The sequence below is a fragment of the Pseudomonas sp. Gutcm_11s genome (assembly GCF_028649395.1).
Lineage (GTDB): Bacteria > Pseudomonadota > Gammaproteobacteria > Pseudomonadales > Pseudomonadaceae > Aquipseudomonas.
In genome coordinates this window covers 318,685-337,734 of record NZ_JAQSUW010000014.1, presented here as the reverse complement: position 1 = coordinate 337,734, position 19,050 = coordinate 318,685, and the positions used below count along the sequence as shown (strand labels likewise).

Genomic DNA, 19,050 nt, shown 5'->3' with positions numbered 1-19,050 from the left:
TGGACTCGCCATGAAACTGCTCAAACTGCTGTTCCGCGATAACCGCCTGCCGCTCTCCGGCATCGTCCTGCTGAGCCTGTGCAGCGCGGTGCTCAGCGTCGGCGTGATCGCCTTCATCAACCTCAAGCTGATCCGCCTGGAGGGCGAGCTGGCGACCACGCTGCTCAGCTTCCTCGGCCTGCTGGCGCTGCTGATGGTCAGCTCGGGAGCAGGGCAGGTGGCTTTGCACACCCTTGGTCACCGCTTCGTCTACCGCCTGCGCCGCAGCCTGGTGCGTCGCGTACTGGACACCGACATCGAGCGCCTGGAGCAGATCGGCGGCGCGCGCATTCTCGCCAGCCTGTCCAGCGACATCCGCAACATCACCATCGCCTTCGTCTATATGCCGGAGCTGACCTACGGCCTGATCCTCAGCATCGCTGCCTTCAGCTACCTGGCCTGGCTGTCGCCGGCACTGTTCGGTATCACCGCCGGCTGGCTGGGCCTGACCCTGCTGGTGGGCTGGTTCTTCGTCGGCAAGGTCAATCACCACATCCGCCTGCTGCGCGAGGCCGAGGACAACCTCTACCAGGACTACCAGTCGATCATCGACGGTCGCAAGGAGCTGGCGCTCAACCGTGACCGCGCGCGCATGCTCTACGACGAGGAGTTCGACCGCGACGCCCGCGCCTATCGCGATAACGTCACCCGCGCCGACATCTTTAACGGCCTGGCCGGCAACTGGGCCAACGCCATGGTGCTGGGCAGCATTGGCCTGGTGTTCTTCTGCGCCAGCGGCCTGGGCTGGGCCTCCGGCGAAGTCGCCGCCACTTTCGCCCTGACTGTGCTGTTCCTCCGTGCACCGATGGTCGCCACCGTTGCCGCGCTGCCCAGTCTGCTGGCCGCGCGCATCTCGCTGGACAAGCTGGAAGCATTGGACCTGGCGCCAGAGACCAGCGATATCGCCGCCGTACCCAGCCTGGGTGATTGGCAGAGCCTGCAGTTGGATGGCCTGGTCTATCGCTATCCGGGGGAGGGTGACGAGGCCGGCTTCGATGTCGGCCCCGTCGACCTGGAGCTGCGCCGTGGCGAACTGGTGTTTCTGGTCGGTGGCAACGGCAGCGGCAAGTCGACCCTGGCGCGCCTGCTCACCGGCCTGCATCGCCCAGCCAGCGGCGAGATCCGCCTGGATGGTCACGTCGTACAGCCGCACCAGTGGCAGTCTTATCGTCAGCTGTTCGCCAGCGTGTACACCGATTTCCACCTGTTCGCCCGCCTGCTCGGGCCGGCGGCAGCGGAAGTGGATGAATCCCTGGTCGGCCAGTGGCTGGATCGCCTGCGCCTGCGCCACAAGGTCAAGTTCGCCGCCGGTCGCCTGGCCGACACGCGCTTCTCTCAGGGTCAGCGCAAGCGTCTGGCGCTGATGTTGGCGATGCTCGAGGACCGCGACATCCTGATCCTCGACGAATGGGCCGCCGACCAGGACCCACTGTTCCGTCGCCTGTTCTACCGCGAGTTGCTGCCGCAGCTGAAGGCAGCCGGCAAGACCGTGCTCGCCATTACCCACGACGACCACTACTTCGACCAGGCCGACCGCCTGCTGAAGATGGATGGCGGACGCCTGTCCGAGCTCACCGGTGAGGCCCGTGACCGCGCCACCCAGGACGCGGTGCGCGAGATCGGTGGTTCCGTTCCGGCCTGAGGCACGCCTCGAGCCGCCTTTCGGAGCGCTCATGCACTGAGCGCTTCACCCGACTTTCTTTTCTGATTTCGCTGGTGGGCGAGCCGTAATTGGCTCGCTGGGAGCTGTCATGTCCGCGCAATCGAATTAAATGCAAATTATTCGCAGCTTCATGCGTCTTTAAAGCGTGCCACTTTTCACGAGGGATGCCCCATGAGTCTCGATAACCCCGAAACCACCTTCCTGGTGGTGATCAACGACGAGCAGCAATACGCCATCTGGCCGGCCTACAAAGCCGTTCCCGCCGGTTGGCGCGAAGACGGCGTGCGCGGTGACAAGCCGACTTGCCTGGCTCATATCGCCAGTGTCTGGACCGATATGCGCCCGCGCAGCCTGCGTGAGGCCATGGACGCCTGATGCAGCTGTTCTGCCTGGCTCATGCCGGCGCCAGCGCCATGCCTTATGCACGCTGGCGCAAGCGCCTGCCGCGTTGGCTGGAAGTCTGCCCGCTGGAGCTGCCAGGTCGTGGCGCCCGCGAGGGCGAGCCGCTGTGCCAGGAGCTGCCGGCGTTGCTGACCGACCTCAAACAGGCCTGGTCGCGCGAATGCAGCGGTCCTTACCTGCTGTGGGGCCACAGCCTGGGCGCCATGCTGGCCTTCGAACTGGCCCAAGCGCTGATCGCCGACGGTCACGAAGCGCCGCTGGCGCTGTTCGCCTCGGCGTCCCGCGCTCCGTCCCGACGCCTGCAGGCGCCACGCATGACCTCGCGCAGCGACGGCGAACTGTTCTCCGGCCTCGATGGCTTCGCTCGCTTGCCGCGTGAGCTGCTGGCCGATCCGCTGTTCCGCCGCGAGCTGTTACCCGTGCTGCGCAGCGACTTCGCCCTGGCCGAGAGCTATCGCTACCAGCGCCGCGCGCCATTGCCTTGCTCCCTGCATGTACTCGGCGCGCGCCGCGACTGCCTGAGCGAGGACGACCTGCGCGCCTGGCGCCGCGAAACCCGCGGCCCCTTCACCCTGGAATGGCTGGATGGCGACCACGCCTATCTGCGCCCCCAGGAAGAAGAACTGCTGTCCCTGATCGAATTTCATGCCTCGCGCCTGCTGCGGCGCGAGGCGGCCGGCATGCCACTGGGCGCCTAGGCCACTCTTTGCGAGGTGCTGTGATGAACGCGCAAGTCCCGTCGAACGTTGCCCTGGAATGGGCGCCGCTGTCCTTCGCCCAGCAACGGCTGTGGTTTTTCAGCCGCCTGGAAAGCGGCAGCACCGCCTACAACATCGGCGGCGTGCTGCATTTCGACGGTCAGCTGGACATGGACAGCCTGCGTCACGGCCTGGACCAGGTGTATTCCCGCCATGCGGCGCTGCGCACTGTGTTTCGCGAGCATGACGGCCTGGCCCAGCAGGCGGTGCTGCCATCTGGCGCGATGCCGCTGGAAATAATCGAACTGGAAGGCGGCTCCGAGCAGGTCGAATCCCTGGCTCGCAACTTCATCGAGGCCGACTACGACCTGACCCGTGGCACGCTGGTGCGCTGCGCCCTGTATCGCCTGGGCGAGAACAACCACGCCCTGGCCGTGGGTATGCACCACATTATCTCCGACGCCTGGTCGGTGCGCGTGCTGGTGGAAGAGATGGCCGAGTTTTACCGCGCCCGCCAGCAGAATCGCCAGCCGTTCATGACACCGCAACCGGTGCAGTACAGCGAGTACGCCATCGGCCAGCGCGAGTGGCTGGACAGCGAAGCCGGCGCCCAGCAGATGGCCTTCTGGCGCGAGCGCCTGGGCGGCGAGCAGCCGCCGCTGAGCTTGACGCCGGACTACCCGCACAACGCCCAGGCCGCGCGCCGCGCCGCCTACCGCACCTTGCAAGTGGAGCCTGCGCTGGTGGCGCGCCTTAGCGAGCTGGCCAAGGCCAGCGGCGCCACTCTGTTCACTGTATTGCTGGCGGCCCTGCAGCTGCAGCTGGCGCGCCTGTCCGGCCAGCGCGAAGTGCGCATCGGCGTACCAGTGGCCGGCCGCGCCAAGGGCTACGAGCGCCTGGTCGGCTTCTTCGTCAATACCGTGGTGCTCAAGGCCGAGTCGCGTCCCGAGCTGTCGGTGGCGGACTGGCTGGCGCAGGCCAAGGCCGGTCTCAAGCAGGCCCAGGCCAACCAGGAAATGCCCTTCGAGCGCCTGGTCGAAGAACTGGCACCGAGCCGTAGCCTGGGCCAGCAGCCGCTGTTCCAAGTGGCCTTCAACTACCGTCGCCAGCACCCGCTGGCGGCCAACTGGCTGCCGGGCATCGAAACCCAGCTGGCAGAGCTGCCGTCCAGCCAGATCCCCTTCGACCTGGCCCTGGACGCCGTGCGCGACCGTGGCGACGAGCTGCTGATCAACTTCGCTTATGCCGCCGACCTGTTCGCCGAGAGCAGCATCGAACGGCTGATCGCCGGCATGCTCGAAGTGCTCGACGGCTTCGCCAGCCAGCCCCAGGCGGCGCTGGGCGAAGTGGCACTGGTGACCGCGCCTGAGTTGGCGCAGCTGAATGAGTGGAATACACCGCAGCAAGGCTTCGATGCTGCGCGTTTGTTGCCGGAGCTGATCGCCGAGCAGGCACGCCTGCGTCCCGAAGCGATTGCCCTGGTACATGGCACTGAGCGAATTGCCTTCGCCGAGCTGGAAGCCCGTTCCAATCAACTGGCCAATCTGCTGGTGGCCCACGGCGTACAACCGGAGTCCCGCGTTGGCGTATCGCTGGAGCGCGGCAACGCAATGATCGTGGCCATGCTGGCGGTGCTGAAATCCGGTGGCGCCTTCGTCCCGCTCGATCCGGATTACCCACGTGAGCGCCTCAGCTACATGGTCGAGGATTCGGGGCTGAAGTGGCTGATCACTTCGTCCGATCTGGCTGAGCGCTTGCCGCTAGGCGAGGGCGTCGAATCGCTGTATCTGGATCAGCTCGACCTGTCTGTTTTTGAATCGTCAGCGCCAAGCGTCGAGCTGCATCCGCTGAACCTGGCCTACCTGATCTACACCTCTGGCTCCACCGGTCAGCCCAAGGGCGTGGCGGTGAACCACCTCGGCCTGACCATGCATGTGCAGACTATCGGTCAGCGCTACGGCATGACCCCGGACGATGTGGAACTGCACTTCGCCTCCATCAGTTTCGACGGCGCCCTGGAGCGCTGGACCGTACCGCTGGCCTTTGGCAGTCGCCTGGTGATTCGTGACCAGGAACTGTGGAGCGCCGAGAAAACCTGCCAGGTAATCGCCGACGAAGGCGTGACCATTTCCTGCCTGCCGCCCAGCTATGCCCAGCAACTGCTGGATTGGGTCGAGTCGCAAGGCCTGAAGCTGCCGGTACGCTCGTGGACACTGGGTGGCGAAGCCTTTACCCGGGAAACCTACGAGCGCCTGCAAAAAGTCCTGCAGCCCCAGCGCATCATCAACGGCTACGGCCCGACCGAGACCGTGGTGACTCCGCTGATCTGGGAAGCCTTCCCGGGCGACTCCTTCGAAGCCGCCTACGCGCCTATCGGTAACCCGGTCGGTCCACGCAGCCTGTACGTGCTGGATGCCGAACTCAACCTGCTGCCCATCGGTGTGGCCGGTGAGCTGTATATCGGTGGCGAAGTCGGCCTGGCCCGTGGCTACTTCCAGCGTCCGGAGCTGACTGCCGAACGCTTCCTGCCCGACCCGTTCGGCGCCGCCGGCGAGCGTATGTACCGCACCGGCGACCTGGTGCGCTGGCGTGAAGACGGCACCCTGGATTACCTGGGTCGCGTCGACCACCAGGTGAAGATCCGTGGCTTCCGTATCGAACTAGGCGAGATCGAGAGCCAGCTGCTGGCTCTGGAAGGCGTGCAGGAAGCGGCGGTGATCGCCCGCGAGACGCCGACTGGCAAACAGCTGGTCGGTTACGTCGTGGCCAAAGACGGCACCGACACCACGCAGCTCAAAGCCGAGCTGGCCAAGGTACTGCCGGACTATATGGTCCCCGCGCAGATCATCGCCCTGGGCAAGCTGCCGCTGACTCCGGCCGGCAAGCTGGACCGCGCCGCACTGCCGGAACCAACCTGGCAAAGCCAGAGCTACGAGGCGCCGCAGACCGACAACGAACGCATCCTCGCCGCCATCTGGGCCGAAGTGCTGGGCGTGGAGCGAGTAGGGCGCCAGGATCACTTCTTCGAACTGGGTGGCGACTCCATCGTCGCGCTGCAGGTGGTCAGCCGTGCACGCCAGCAGGGCCTGGGCCTGACACCCAAGGACCTGTTCCAGCAGCAGACCCTGACCCAGCTGGCCGGCGTTGCCCGCAGCGTCGCCGCACCACTGGCCGATCAGGGTCCGGTAACTGGCGCAGCACCGCTGCTGCCGATCCAGGCGCGCCTGCTGCAGCGCGAAGGCCTGGCCCCGTGCAACCAGTACCTGCTGCTGGAACTGGCCGAGCCGTTGCCGGCCACCCAGGTAGAACAGGCCCTGCAAGCTCTGGTTCAGCACCACGATGCCTTGCGTCTGCGCTTCGAGCAACACGCTGGCTGGTGGCAGCAGGTGCATGCCAGCGAAACCAGCAGCCCACTGCTGCAACAGGTCGAACTGGCTATCGGCGAAGACCCGCAGCCGCACTATGACGCCATCCAGCGTAGCATCGATCCGGCCAGCTCCGCGCACTTGCGCGGGCTCTACCTGACCCAGCCGGGCCAGGCTGATCGACTATTGCTGTCCATCCACCACCTGGTGGTCGACGGGGTGTCCTGGCGCGTGCTGCTGGAAGACCTGCAGCGCGCCTGCCTGCAACTGGCCAGCGGCCTGACGGTACAACTGCCGAGCAAGACCAGCGCCTTCAAGACCTGGGGCGAACGCCTGGCCGGCTGGAACGTCGACGCGCAACTGCCGTACTGGCAGACCCAGCAGGCCGCCGGTGGCGAGCTGCCGCTGCTGAGCAGCGAGGTTGGTAGCGAAGGTACTCGCCAGCGTTTGGAACTGAGCCTGGACGCCGGTTTTACCCGCGATCTGCTGCAGGCTGGACAGCAGGCTTATCGCCTGCGCGCCGACGAGTTGCTGCTGACCGCCTTCAGCCGTGTGCTGTGCAGCTGGAGCGCGCAGCCAACGCTGACCGTGCACCTGGAAAGCCACGGCCGCGCGCCGCTGTTCGACGATATCGATCTGTCGCGCAGCGTCGGCTGGTTCACTAGCCTCTACCCCGTGCGCCTGCAACCCGAAACCGAGCTGGCCGCCAGCCTCAAGGCGATCAAGGAACAACTGCGCGCCGTACCCGACCTGGGCCTCGGCTACGGCCTGCTGCGCCAGCGCGCGCAGCTGGACGAACGCGCGCCGCAGCTGCTGTTCAACTACCTCGGCCAGTTCGACGAGGGCGGCAACGGTCTGCGCCTGCGCGAAGGCGGCCTGTGGCGTGAAGCCGATGCGCCGCTGGACGCGCCGCTGGTGATCAACGCCGAGCAACGTGGCGGTGCCCTGCATCTGCACCTGGACTTCAACCCCAAGCAACTGGCGCGACCGACCCTGGAAGGCCTGCTCACTCGCCTGCAGGACGAGCTGCGTGCTATCGCCCAGCATTGCCAGAAGACCCCGGCCAGCCTGACCCCCAGCGACATACCGCTGGCCGGCCTGAGCCAGGCCGAGCTGGATGCGCTGCCTGGCGTGGAGGACATCCATCCGCTGTCGCCGCTGCAGCAGGGCCTGCTGTTCCACAGCCAGCTGGAAGGCGCCGGCAGCTACGTCAGCCAGTTGCTGCTGCCGTTCACCGGCCTCGATCCGCTGCGCCTGCAGAACGCCTGGCGGCAGGTACTGGCACGTCACGGCGTGCTGCGCAGCCGCTTCCTGCTGGGCGAGCGTCCGCTGCAACTGGTGCAGGCCGAGGTCGAGCTGGACTGGCAGGATCTCGACTGGCGCGGTGTCGCCGATTTCGATGCGCAGCTGCAGGCCTTCTGCAGCGCCGAGCGCGAGCGCGGCTTTGCCCTCGACCAGGCGCCGCTGCTGCGCCTGGCGCTGATCCAGCGCGGCACCGGCGATTTCGTGCTGGCCTGGACCCTGCACCACCTGCTGCTCGACGGTTGGAGCAACGGCCTGCTGTTCGCCGAAGTGCTGGCCCTCTACCACGGCGACCGCCTGCCGGCGCCGGGCGGCCAGTTCCGCGATTACATCAGCTGGCTCGACGGCCAGGATGCTGCCGCCGAGCAAGCTTTCTGGCGCGAGCAACTGGCCCCGCTGGACGGCGCCACACGCATCGCCGGCTGCCTGCCGTGCCGCGCACCGGAGCAGGGCCATGCCCGTCATCCGCTGCCGTTGGACAGCGCTACCGAACAGCAGATTCGTGGCTTCGCCCAGCGCCACGGCCTGACCCTCAACACCATGGTGCAGGCCGCCTGGGCCTTGCTGCTGACACGCCTGACCGGCAAGCGCAGCCTGTGCTTCGGCGCCACCGTGGCTGGTCGCCCGACCGAGCTGGCCGGTAGCGAGCAGATGCTCGGCCTGTTCATCAACAGCCTGCCGGTGGCGATCCAGCTGCCGGCCGAGCAGCCGCTGGGCGACTGGCTGGCCGCGCTGCAGGTGCAGAACCTGCAGCTGCGCGAGCACGAACACAGCCCGCTGCACGATATCCAGCGCTGGGTCGGTAGCGCAGGTGAAGCGCTGTTCGACAGCCTGCTGGTATTCGAGAACTACCCGCTGGGCGATGCGCTCAAGCAGGCCGAGCGCGGCGAGCTGCGCCTGGGCATGCCGCAGAGCCACGAGTTCACCCATTACCCGATGACCCTGGCCGTGCTGCCGGGCAGCCGCCTGGAACTGCTGCTGGCCTACGACCGCACGCACTTCGATGCCCATGGCATTGCCCAGGTCGAGGCACTGCTGCGCCAGGCGCTGACACTGGTATGCGGCAATCCGGCTCAGCCGCTGGGTAGCCTGGCGCTGCTGGGCGATGCTGAGCAGTTCCTGCTGGATGAGTGGAACAAGCCGCGCCAAGGCTTCGATGCTGCGCGCTTGTTACCGGAGCTGATCGCCGAGCAGGCATGCCTGCGTCCCGAGGCCATCGCCCTGGTACATGGCGGCGAGCGGATTGCCTTCGCCGAGTTGGAAGCCCGCTCTAATCGCCTGGCCAACCTACTGGTGGCCCACGGTGTGCGCCCGGAGTCCCGTGTCGGCGTCTCGCTGCAGCGCGGCAACGCGATGATCGTGGCCATGCTGGCGGTACTGAAATCCGGCGGTGCCTTTGTGCCGCTGGATCCGGATTACCCGCGCGAGCGCCTGTCCTACATGGTCGAGGACTCGGGCCTTAAATGGCTGATCACCTCGTCCGACTTGGCCGAGCGCCTGCCGATGGGCGAGGGCGTCGAGCCGCTGTATCTGGATCAGCGCGATCTGTCTGTTTTTGAATCGTCAGCGCCAAGCGTCGAGCTGCATCCGCTAAATCTGGCCTACCTGATCTACACCTCCGGTTCCACCGGCCAGCCGAAAGGCGTGGCGGTGAACCACCTCGGCCTGACCATGCATGTGCAGACCATCGGCCAACGCTACGGAATGACCTCGGACGATGTGGAGCTGCACTTCGCCTCCATCAGTTTCGACGGCGCCCTGGAGCGCTGGACGGTGCCGCTGGCCTTTGGCAGCCGCCTGGTCATTCGCGATCAGGAGCTGTGGAGCGCAGAAAAGACCTGCCAGGTAATCGCCGACGAAGGCGTGACCATCTCCTGCCTGCCGCCCAGCTATGCCCAGCAGTTGCTGGACTGGGTGGAAAGCCAAAGCCTGAAACTGCCGGTACGCTCCTGGACGCTGGGTGGCGAAGCCTTTACCCGCGAGACCTACGAGCGCCTGCAGAAAGTCCTGCAGCCACAGCGGATCATCAACGGCTATGGCCCGACCGAAACGGTGGTGACTCCGCTGATCTGGGAAGCCTACCCGGGCGATTCCTTCGAAGCCGCCTATGCCCCCATCGGCAACCCGGTTGGCCCGCGCAGCCTGTATGTGCTGGATGCCGAGCTGAACCTGCTGCCCATCGGCGTGGCCGGCGAGCTGTATATCGGCGGTGAAGTCGGTTTGGCCCGTGGCTATTTCCAGCGCCCGGAGCTGACTGCCGAGCGTTTCCTGCCCGATCCATTTGGCGCAGCTGGCGAGCGCATGTACCGCACCGGCGACCTGGTGCGCTGGCGCGAAGACGGCACCCTGGACTATCTGGGTCGGGTCGACCATCAGGTGAAGATTCGCGGCTTCCGTATCGAACTGGGAGAGATCGAGAGCCAGTTGCTGGCCCTGGACGGCGTACAGGAAGCGGCAGTAATCGCCCGCGAGACGCCAACCGGCAAACAGCTGGTCAGCTATGTCGTCGCTCGCGACAACACTGATACCAATGCCTTGCGCAGCGAGCTAGCCAAGGTTCTGCCGGACTATATGGTGCCCGCGCAGATCATCGCCCTGGCCAAACTGCCGCTGACTCCAGCCGGCAAGCTGGACCGCGCCGCGCTACCGGAGCCGACCTGGCAGAGCCAGTCCTACGAGGCCCCACAGACCGACAACGAACATATCCTCGCGGCAATCTGGGCCGAAGTGCTGGGCGTGGAACGGGTAGGGCGCCAGGATCATTTCTTCGAACTGGGTGGCGATTCCATCGTCGCGCTCAAGGTGGTCAGCCGCATTCGCCAGCAGGGCCTGCAGTTGCCGCTCAAGGCGCTGTTCGAACAGAGCCGCCTGGCCGACTGTGCGGCTTCTCTGCAACGCGAAGCTTCGGATGCACCGGTACTGCGCGCGCTGCCGCGTGGCGGCGATCTGCCGCTGTCGCATGCCCAGCAGCGCCTGTGGTTCCTCAACCGCCTCGACCCGAACAACGGCGCCTACCATATGCCGGCTGGCCTCGACCTGCAGGGCCGCCTGGATCGCCAGGCGCTGCAGGCCGCTTTCGACCAACTGGAAGCACGCCACGAGGCGCTGCGTACCCGCTTCGTCGAGGTCAATGGCGAGGCGCGTCAGCGAATCCTACCGGCCCAGGGCCAGCGCATCGACTGGCTCGACCTGCGCGAGCTGGCCGCCAACGAGCGTGAAGCCGAGGCCTGCGATTACGCACAGAGGCTGCTCAAGCGTCCGTTCAACCTGTCCAGCGAACCGCTGCTGCGGGTTGCCGTGCTGCGCCTGGGCGACCAGGAATACCGCCTGCTGCTGATCCAGCACCACATCGTCTCCGATGGCTGGACGATGCAGCGCTTTATCGGCGAGTTCTCCGCCGCCTACGCGGCATTCGCCGAGGACCGCACGGCGCAGTTCAGCGCCTTGCCGCTGCAGTACGCCGACTATGCCCAGTGGCAGCGTGACTGGCTGAAATCCAGCGAGGCCACGCGCCAGCTGGACTACTGGAAGGCCCGCCTGGGCGAACACCAGCCGCTGCTGGAACTGCCCACCGACCATCCGCGTCCGGCCCATGGCAGCCGCCAGGGCCTGCGCTGGCGTTTCGAGCTGTCGCCACAGCTCACCGCGCAGCTGCGCGCCCTGGCCCAGCGCGAGGGCAGCACCCTGTTCAGCCTGCTGCTGGCGGCCTGGCAGACATTGCTGCATCGCTACAGCGGCCAGGAAGACATCCGTGTCGGCGTACCGGTGGCCGGGCGCAGCCTGGCGGAAATGGACGGCGTGCTCGGTTGCTTCATCAACACCCTGGTGCTGCGCGGCGAGCCATCCGGGCTCAAGCCGTTCCGCAGCCTGCTCGGCGAACTAGCCCAGGCCAGCCGCGATGCCCTGGCCAATCAGGAGCTGCCGTTCGACCAGCTGGTGGAGGCGCTGCAGCCGACGCGCAGCCTGAGCCACCACCCGCTGTTCCAGGTGGCGTTCAACCACCAGCAGGTGGACTTCAGCGCCCTCGGCAATCTGCCGGGCCTGCGCGTGCAACCCCACGACCCGGGCGCCGCCGGTGCCCAGTTCGACCTGGCGCTGGATACCGAGGAAGCGGCCGACGGCAGCCTGAGCGGGTTCGTCAGCTACGCCGGCGAGCTGTTCGAGGCGCGCACCATCGCCCGCCTGGCACGCCATTTCGTGCGCCTGCTGGATGGCATCTGCGCCGATCCGAGCCAGCCCATCGGCCTGCTGCCGTTGCTGGAAGAAGACGAGCAGGCCCAGCTGGCTGCCTGGAATGACACGGCCAAGGACTATGGCCCGCTGGTCAACCTCAGCGAACGCATCAGTCAGCAGGCGGCGCGCACACCGCAGGCGCCGGCCCTGGTGTTCGGCGAGCAGACGCTGAACTACGCCGAGCTGGAGCAACGCATCAACCAGCTGGCCAACCGCCTGCGGGGCCTCGGAGTGAACCGCGGCAGCCTGGTCGGTATCAGCCTGGAGCGCTCGCTGGAGCTGGTGATCGGCCTGCACGCCATTGTCCGCGCCGGTGGCGCTTATGTGCCGCTCGACCCGGAATACCCGCTGGAGCGCCTGGCCTATCTGCTGGAGGATTCCGGCGTCGACCTGCTGCTGTCGCACAGTGCACTGGTCGAGCGTCTGCCGCTGCCGGCTGGGCTCAAGGCACTAGGTCTGGATCGCGAGGATTGCAGCGCCGAGAGTGCCGAGCCGCCGCGGGTCGCACTGCAGGCTGATGACCTGGCCTATGTCATCTACACCTCCGGCTCCACCGGCAAGCCCAAAGGCGCCGGCAACAGCCACGAGGCTCTGGCCAACCGCATTCTGTGGATGCAGGAGGCCTATCAGATCGGCGCTGGCGACGTGGTGCTGCAGAAGACCCCGTTCAGCTTCGACGTTTCGGTGTGGGAGTTCTTCTGGCCACTGATCACCGGTGCCTGCCTGGCTGTGGCCGCGCCGGGTGACCATCGCGATCCGCAGAAGCTGGTGGAGCTGATTCAGCAGCACAAGGTCAGCACGCTGCACTTTGTGCCGTCCATGCTGCAGGCCTTCCTCCTGCACCCGGATGTGGAGCAGTGCCAGAGCCTGACCCGCGTTATCTGCAGTGGCGAAGCGCTGCCGGCGGAGCTACAGGTGCGGACCTTCCAGCGCTTGCCGCAGGCTGGCCTATACAACCTGTACGGCCCGACCGAAGCGGCCATCGACGTCAGCCACTGGACCTGCGTGGAGGAGGGCCGGCATGCCGTGCCGATCGGCCGACCGATCGCCAACTTGCGCCTGCATATCCTCGACGCCCAGCTCAACCCGGTGCCGCAGGGCGTGCCTGGCGAGCTGTATATCGCCGGCATCGGCCTGGCGCGCGGCTACCACCGCCGCCCGGAGCTGACCGCCGAGCGCTTCCTGCCCGACCCGTTCAGTAACGAGGGCGGGCGCATGTACCGCACCGGCGACCTGGTGCGCTGGCGTGCCGATAGCGCCATCGACTATCTGGGGCGCATCGACCATCAGGTGAAGATCCGTGGCTTCCGCGTCGAACTGGGCGAGATCGAAGCCCAGCTCGGTGCTCAGCCTGGCGTCGCCGAGGCCGTGGTGGTGGCTCGCGACAGCCAGATCGGCAAGCAACTGGTCGGCTATGTAGTGGCCGATCCGCTGCCGGCAGATGAGTCCGCCTGGCTGTCCGGCATCAAGGCCGCGCTGAAGGTCGAGCTGCCCGAGCACATGGTGCCGTCGATCCTGATGCGCCTCGACCGCATGCCGCTGTCGCCCAACGGCAAGCTGGAACGCCGCGCGCTGCCCGAGCCGGTATGGCAGGCCCGCAGCTACCGCGCGCCGCAGTCCGTGCTGGAGATCACCCTGGCCAGCATCTGGCAGGAAGTGCTGGAAGTGGCCCAGGTCGGCCTCGACGACAACTTCTTCGAGCTTGGCGGCCATTCGCTGCTGGCCACCCAGGCCGTGGCCCTGTTGCGCCAGCGCCTGGGCCTGGAGTTGCCGCTACGCGCCTTCTTCGAGGCGCAAGACCTGGCGGCCCTGGCCGCCACCCTCGATGGCCAGGCTGGCAACGCCGCCGAGGAAGAAGACCAAGACCTGCGCGACATGGCCGCGCTGCTCGACGAACTGGAGGCCCTGTGACCGCGCCCATCGACAAGGCCGCCCTGGCGCGCCGTTTCCTCGCCCTCGGACCGACCGAGCAGAAGCGCTTTCTCGAGCTGCTGGCGACCAAGGGCATCCGTTTCGACCGCCTGCCGCTGGTACCGGCGCCGCGCGGCGAACACCTGCCGGCTTCGCATGCACAACAGCGCCTGTGGCTGGTGGCCCAGTTGGAGCCGGACAGCAGCGCCTACCACATGGTCGGCGCCTTTGCCCTCAACGGCGAGCTGGACCGCAGCGCGCTGCTGGCGTCCCTGGAGCTGGTGGTGCAGCGGCACGAGGCCCTGCGCACGCGCTTCTACGAGCATGAGGGCCAGCTGTGCCAGCGTATCGATCCGCCGGGGCCACTGGCTCTGGAAGAGCGCGATCTGCGCGGCGAGGCGCAAAGCATTCAGGCCCTGGCCGACGCCCATGCGGCGCGCACTTTCGACCTGATCGAAGGGCCGCTGCTGCGCGTGCAACTGCTGCGTCTAGACGAGCAGCAATGGCGCCTGCAGATCGTCTGTCACCACATCGTCTCCGATGGCTGGTCCATCGGGGTGTTCGCCGAGGAGCTGGGCCGCGCCTATGCCGCACTGCGCCTGGGTCAGACTCCGCAACTGACTGAACTACCGATCCAGTACACCGACTATGCCCAGTGGCAACGCGCCTGGCTGGAAGCGGGCGAGCGCGAGCGCCAGCTCGGCTACTGGCGCGAACGCCTGGGTAGCGAGCAGCCGGTACTGGCTTTGCCCTACAAGCTGGATGCTTCCGGGCAGCGGCATGCCGAACGCCAGAGCATCGAAGTACCGCCGGCCCTGGCCGAGCGCCTGCGCCAGCTGGCCCAGGGCGAGGGCGCGACCCTGTTCATGCTGCTGCTGGCGGCGTTCCAACTGATCCTGGCGCGCTACAGCGGCCAGCGTGATATCCGCGTCGGCGTGCCGGTGGCCAACCGCCAGCGTGCCGAGACCGCGCCGCTGGTGGGTTTCTTCGTTAACACCCAGGTGCTGCGCAGCGAATTCGACCTGGCCCAGAGCTTTCGCCAGTTGCTGGCTGATGTGCGCCGCCACGCCCTGGATGCCCAGGATCAGCAGGATCTGCCGTTCGACCAGCTGGTGGAGGCTCTCGCCCCTGAACGCAGCCTGGGCCAGACGCCGCTGTTCCAGGTGCTGTTTAACCACCAGAAACGCGATCTTGGAGCACTGCAGCTGCCAGGCTTGAGCCTGGAACCGCTGGCCCAGGGCGTACCGCATGCCTTGTTCGACCTGGCGCTGGACAGCCATGAAGACAGCAGCGGCCGACTGCGCCTGACCCTGACCTGGGCCCGCGAGCGCCTGGACGATGACCAGATGTGCCGCCTCGCCGAGCATCTGTTGAGCCTGTTGGAGCAGGTTGGCGCGGCACCGGACCAGTCGCTGGTCAGCCTGCCATTGCTGGATCATCAGGATCAGGAACGCCTGACTGAGTGGAACACGCCGCAGCAGGGTTTCGATGCTTCGCGCCTGTTGCCGGAGTTGATTGCCGAGCAGGCACGTCTGCGTCCCGAAGCCATCGCTCTGGTACATGGCGCCGAGCGCATCACCTTCGGAGAGCTGGAAGCCCGCTCCAATCGTCTGGCCAATCTGCTGGTGACTCACGCTGTGCGTCCCGAGTCTCGCGTCGGTGTATCGCTGGAACGTGGCAACGCGATGATCGTGGCCATGCTGGCGGTGCTGAAGTCGGGTGGTGCCTTCGTGCCGCTAGATCCGGATTATCCGCGCGAGCGTCTCAGCTACATGGTTGAGGATTCGGGGCTGAAGTGGCTGATCACTTCGTCCGATCTGGCCGAACGTTTGCCGCTGGGCGAAGGCGTAGAGCCGCTGTATCTGGATCAGCTGGATCTGAGCACCTTCGAAGCTTCGGCACCGGCCGTTCAGCTGCATCCGCTCAATCTGGCCTACCTGATCTACACCTCCGGCTCCACCGGACAGCCCAAGGGCGTAGCGGTGAACCACCTGGGCCTGAGCATGCATGTGCAGACCATCGGCCAGCGCTACGGCATGACCCCGGACGATGTGGAGCTGCACTTTGCTTCCATCAGCTTCGACGGCGCCCTGGAGCGCTGGACGGTACCGCTGGCCTTTGGCAGCCGTCTGGTGATTCGCGATCAGGAACTGTGGAGCGCCGAGAAGACCTGCCAAGTCATCGCCGACGAAGGCGTAACCATCTCCTGCCTGCCGCCCAGCTATGCCCAGCAGCTGCTGGATTGGGTCGAGTCGCAGGGCCTGAAACTGCCGGTACGTTCCTGGACGCTGGGTGGCGAAGCCTTTACCCGCGAGACCTACGAGCGCCTGCAGAAAGTGCTGCAGCCACAACGCATCATCAACGGCTACGGCCCGACCGAGACGGTGGTCACGCCGCTGATCTGGGAAGCCTTCCCCGGTGATTCGTTTGAAGCTGCCTACGCACCTATCGGTAACCCGGTTGGCCCACGCAGCCTGTATGTGCTGGATGCCGAGCTGCACCTGCTTCCTATCGGTGTAGCGGGTGAGTTGTATATCGGTGGTGAAGTCGGTCTGGCCCGTGGCTATTTCCAGCGTCCCGAGCTGACTGCCGAGCGCTTCCTGCCCGATCCATTCGGCGCCGCCGGCGAGCGCATGTACCGCACTGGCGACCTGGTGCGCTGGCGTGAAGACGGCACCTTGGACTACCTGGGCCGCGTCGACCATCAGGTGAAGATCCGTGGCTTCCGTATCGAGCTGGGCGAGATCGAAAGCCAGTTGCTGGCACTCGATGGCGTCCAAGAGGTGGCGGTGATCGCCCGCGAGACACCGACCGGCAAGCAGCTGGTGGGCTACGTAGTGGCCAAAGAGGGCGCCGATACCACGCAGCTCAAAGCCGATTTAGCCAAGGTACTGCCGGACTATATGGTGCCGGCACAGATCATCGCCCTGGAGAAACTGCCGCTGACCCCGGCTGGCAAGCTGGACCGTGCCGCACTGCCGGAGCCGACCTGGCAAAGCCAGTCCTACGAAGCGCCGCAGACCGACAACGAGCGCATCCTCGCCGCCATCTGGGCCGAAGTGCTGGGCGTTGAGCGGGTAGGGCGCCAGGATCATTTCTTCGAGCTGGGCGGCGACTCCATCGTCGCCCTGCAGGTGGTCAGTCGCGTACGACAGCAAGGCCTGCAACTGGCGCCACGCGAGCTGTTCCAGTTCCCGCGCCTGGCCGAGCTGGCCCAGGCAGCCCGTGCCGCCGGTGAAGACGTGGCGCAGGAGCCGGTAACCGGCGAACTGCCGCTGGCGCCGATCCAGGCGCACTTCTTCGCCATGGACCAGGCCGAGCCGGCGCACTGGAACCAGGCGCTGAATCTGGAACTGCTGCGTCCGCTCGATCCACAACTGCTGGAGCAGGCGCTGCAGGCGCTGGTGGCCCATCACGATGGACTGCGCCTGCGCTTCAGTCAGGAGCAGGGCGCCTGGCGCCAGCACTACGCCGAAATGAGCGCCGAGCAGCTGCTGTGGCTGCGTGAAGCCGGCAGCGATACCGAGGCTGAGAAGCTTTACCAACAGGCCCAGCAGAGTCTCGAACTGGCGGATGGCCCATTGCTGCGCGCGCTCTACCTCAAGCAAGCCGGCCAGGCTGACCGCCTGTTGCTGGCGGTGCATCACCTGGTGGTGGACGGGGTGTCCTGGCGCATCCTGCTGGAAGATATCCTCGCGGGTTATCGCCAGCTGGAAGCCGGGCAGACCGTGCGCCTGCAGAGCAAGAGCCAGTCCTACAAGCGCTGGACCGAGGCCCTGCAAGGCTGGGCTGGTAGCGAAGCGGCGCAGGTTGAACTGGATGCCTGGTGCAGCCGCCTGAGCGGCCCTGAGCTGGCCTTGCCGCGTGAGCTGGACGGTGCGACAGCCACGCATGGCGACAAGCGCGAAGTGCGCCTGGCCCTGGACGTCGCCGATACCAAGCGCCTGTTGCAGGCACCGGCGCAGCTCGGCGTGCGCATCGATGCCTTGCTGCTCACTGCGCTGACCCGCGCGCTGTGCCGCTGGAGCGGTCAGCCGGGCCTGCGGGCCAACCTCGAAGGCCACGGCCGCGAGGCGCTAGCCGGCGAGCTGGATCTGTCGCGCACGGTCGGCTGGTTCACCAGCCTGTATCCGCTGCAGTTGCCACAACTGGTCGACGTGAGCGAACACCTGCAGCAGGTTCAGCAACGCTTGCAGCAGGTCGAACATGGCGGCCAGGGCTACGGCGTGCTGCGCTGGCTGGGTTCGACTGCGGCGCAGGCGGCACTTGCCGCCGTGCCGAGCGCCGAAGTGATCTTCAACTACCTCGGCCAATACCAGGCCGGCGCGGCGGCGGACTGGTTCCGCCCGGCGGCCGGCGGTGGCGCGGAGGTAGCGGCAGGCAACCCGCTAGCCGCGCGCCTGGCGGTCAACGGCCAGGTGTTCGACGGCCAGCTGCAGCTGTCCTGGGAATACGCGGCCAACCAGTACCGCGGCGAGACCATCGAGGCGCTGGCCGCGGACTATCGCCGGGAGCTGCTCGGCCTGCTGGAGCTGGCCCGCGGCCAGGCCGTGCAGGGCCCGTCGCCGCTGCTGCGCCTGACCCGCCAGGAGGCCAGCACAAAGCCTGTGTTCTGCCCGCACCCGGTCACCGGCCGGGTCACCGGCTACCAGCCGCTGGCAGCGCGCCTGGACGGCGTGCGCGAAGTGTTCGGTCTGCAGTGCCGCATCTTCCTTGATCCAAGCTGGCGCGATACTTCGTTGGGTGAGATGGCCGACGCCTACTTGGCCGCACTGCTCAAGCAGCAGCCGCAGGGGCCGTACCGTCTGGTCGGCTGGTCGCTGGGCGGTAGCCTGGCGCTGGAGCTGGCGGCGCGCCTGGAGGCCCGTGGCGAAGAGGTGGCCTTCCTCGGTCTGCTCGACTGCTACGTGCCGGGCACCGAGATCGCCGGCGACGACGCCCGCCATCCGCAGGCGCGGGCCAAACTGGTCGAGCATCTGCAGCTGCTGGCTCCGGAGCTGCCGGCCAGGGCCTGGGACGGCCTATTCGAGCAGCTGCTGCAGCTCGAACCGCTGGACTGGCCGCAGGCCTGCGGCAACTGGTTCGCCGGCCAGCCGCTGGATGGCATGACGCGCCAGAGCCTAGAAGAACTGCTATTCGCCTGGGCGCTGGAGCAGCATATGCGCCGTCTGTGCGCCGGCTACGCGCTGCCCAAAGTCAAGGTGCGTCCACACTGCTGGTGGGCGGCGCAGCCGGGCGGGCGCGCTGCCTTGCTGGAGTCCGGCCTGGAGCAGGTGCAGGGCAGGGCGGCGGCACACCACCTAGTGGATACCGACCACCAGGGCATCGTGCGCCATCCACAGGTGCTCGCCGATCTGTCTGCTGCACTGGCTCGTTGAGGAAAAATGTAAGGCAAAGGTAAATTTTTCCCCGAGCGATTCGTCTAGTAGGGGCAAGC

General features: G+C 66.7%; 5 protein-coding genes. All 5 read left to right on the top strand.

Annotation, left to right across the window (positions count from 1 at the left end):
* The first annotated feature begins 10 nt into the window (after positions 1-10).
* The 5 genes from PTT45_RS12445 to PTT45_RS12425 all read left to right on the top strand — a co-directional run bounded on the left by PTT45_RS12445 (position 11) and on the right by PTT45_RS12425 (position 18,991).
* Positions 11-1,681: a multidrug ABC transporter permease/ATP-binding protein gene (locus PTT45_RS12445; RefSeq protein ID WP_273813607.1), complete on the top strand. Its 1,671-nt coding sequence runs from the start codon at positions 11-13 to the stop codon at positions 1,679-1,681.
* Positions 1,682-1,873: 192 nt separating this feature from the next.
* Positions 1,874-2,077 (top strand): MbtH family protein, encoded by a 204-nt coding sequence (locus PTT45_RS12440; protein ID WP_273813606.1) that lies wholly within the window; start codon positions 1,874-1,876, stop codon positions 2,075-2,077.
* Positions 2,077-2,802, top strand: a complete 726-nt coding sequence (locus PTT45_RS12435) for a thioesterase II family protein (RefSeq protein ID WP_273813605.1) — start codon at positions 2,077-2,079, stop codon at positions 2,800-2,802. The genes PTT45_RS12440 and PTT45_RS12435 overlap by 1 nt, the downstream gene beginning before the upstream one ends.
* Positions 2,803-2,825: 23 nt before the next feature.
* On the top strand, positions 2,826-13,613 hold the full coding sequence (locus tag PTT45_RS12430; protein WP_273813604.1) for a non-ribosomal peptide synthetase: 10,788 nt from the start codon (positions 2,826-2,828) through the stop codon (positions 13,611-13,613).
* Positions 13,610-18,991: a non-ribosomal peptide synthetase gene (locus PTT45_RS12425; protein ID WP_273813603.1), complete on the top strand. Its 5,382-nt coding sequence runs from the start codon at positions 13,610-13,612 to the stop codon at positions 18,989-18,991. Before PTT45_RS12430 ends, PTT45_RS12425 begins: the two co-directional genes overlap by 4 nt.
* Positions 18,992-19,050: the final 59 nt, after the last annotated feature.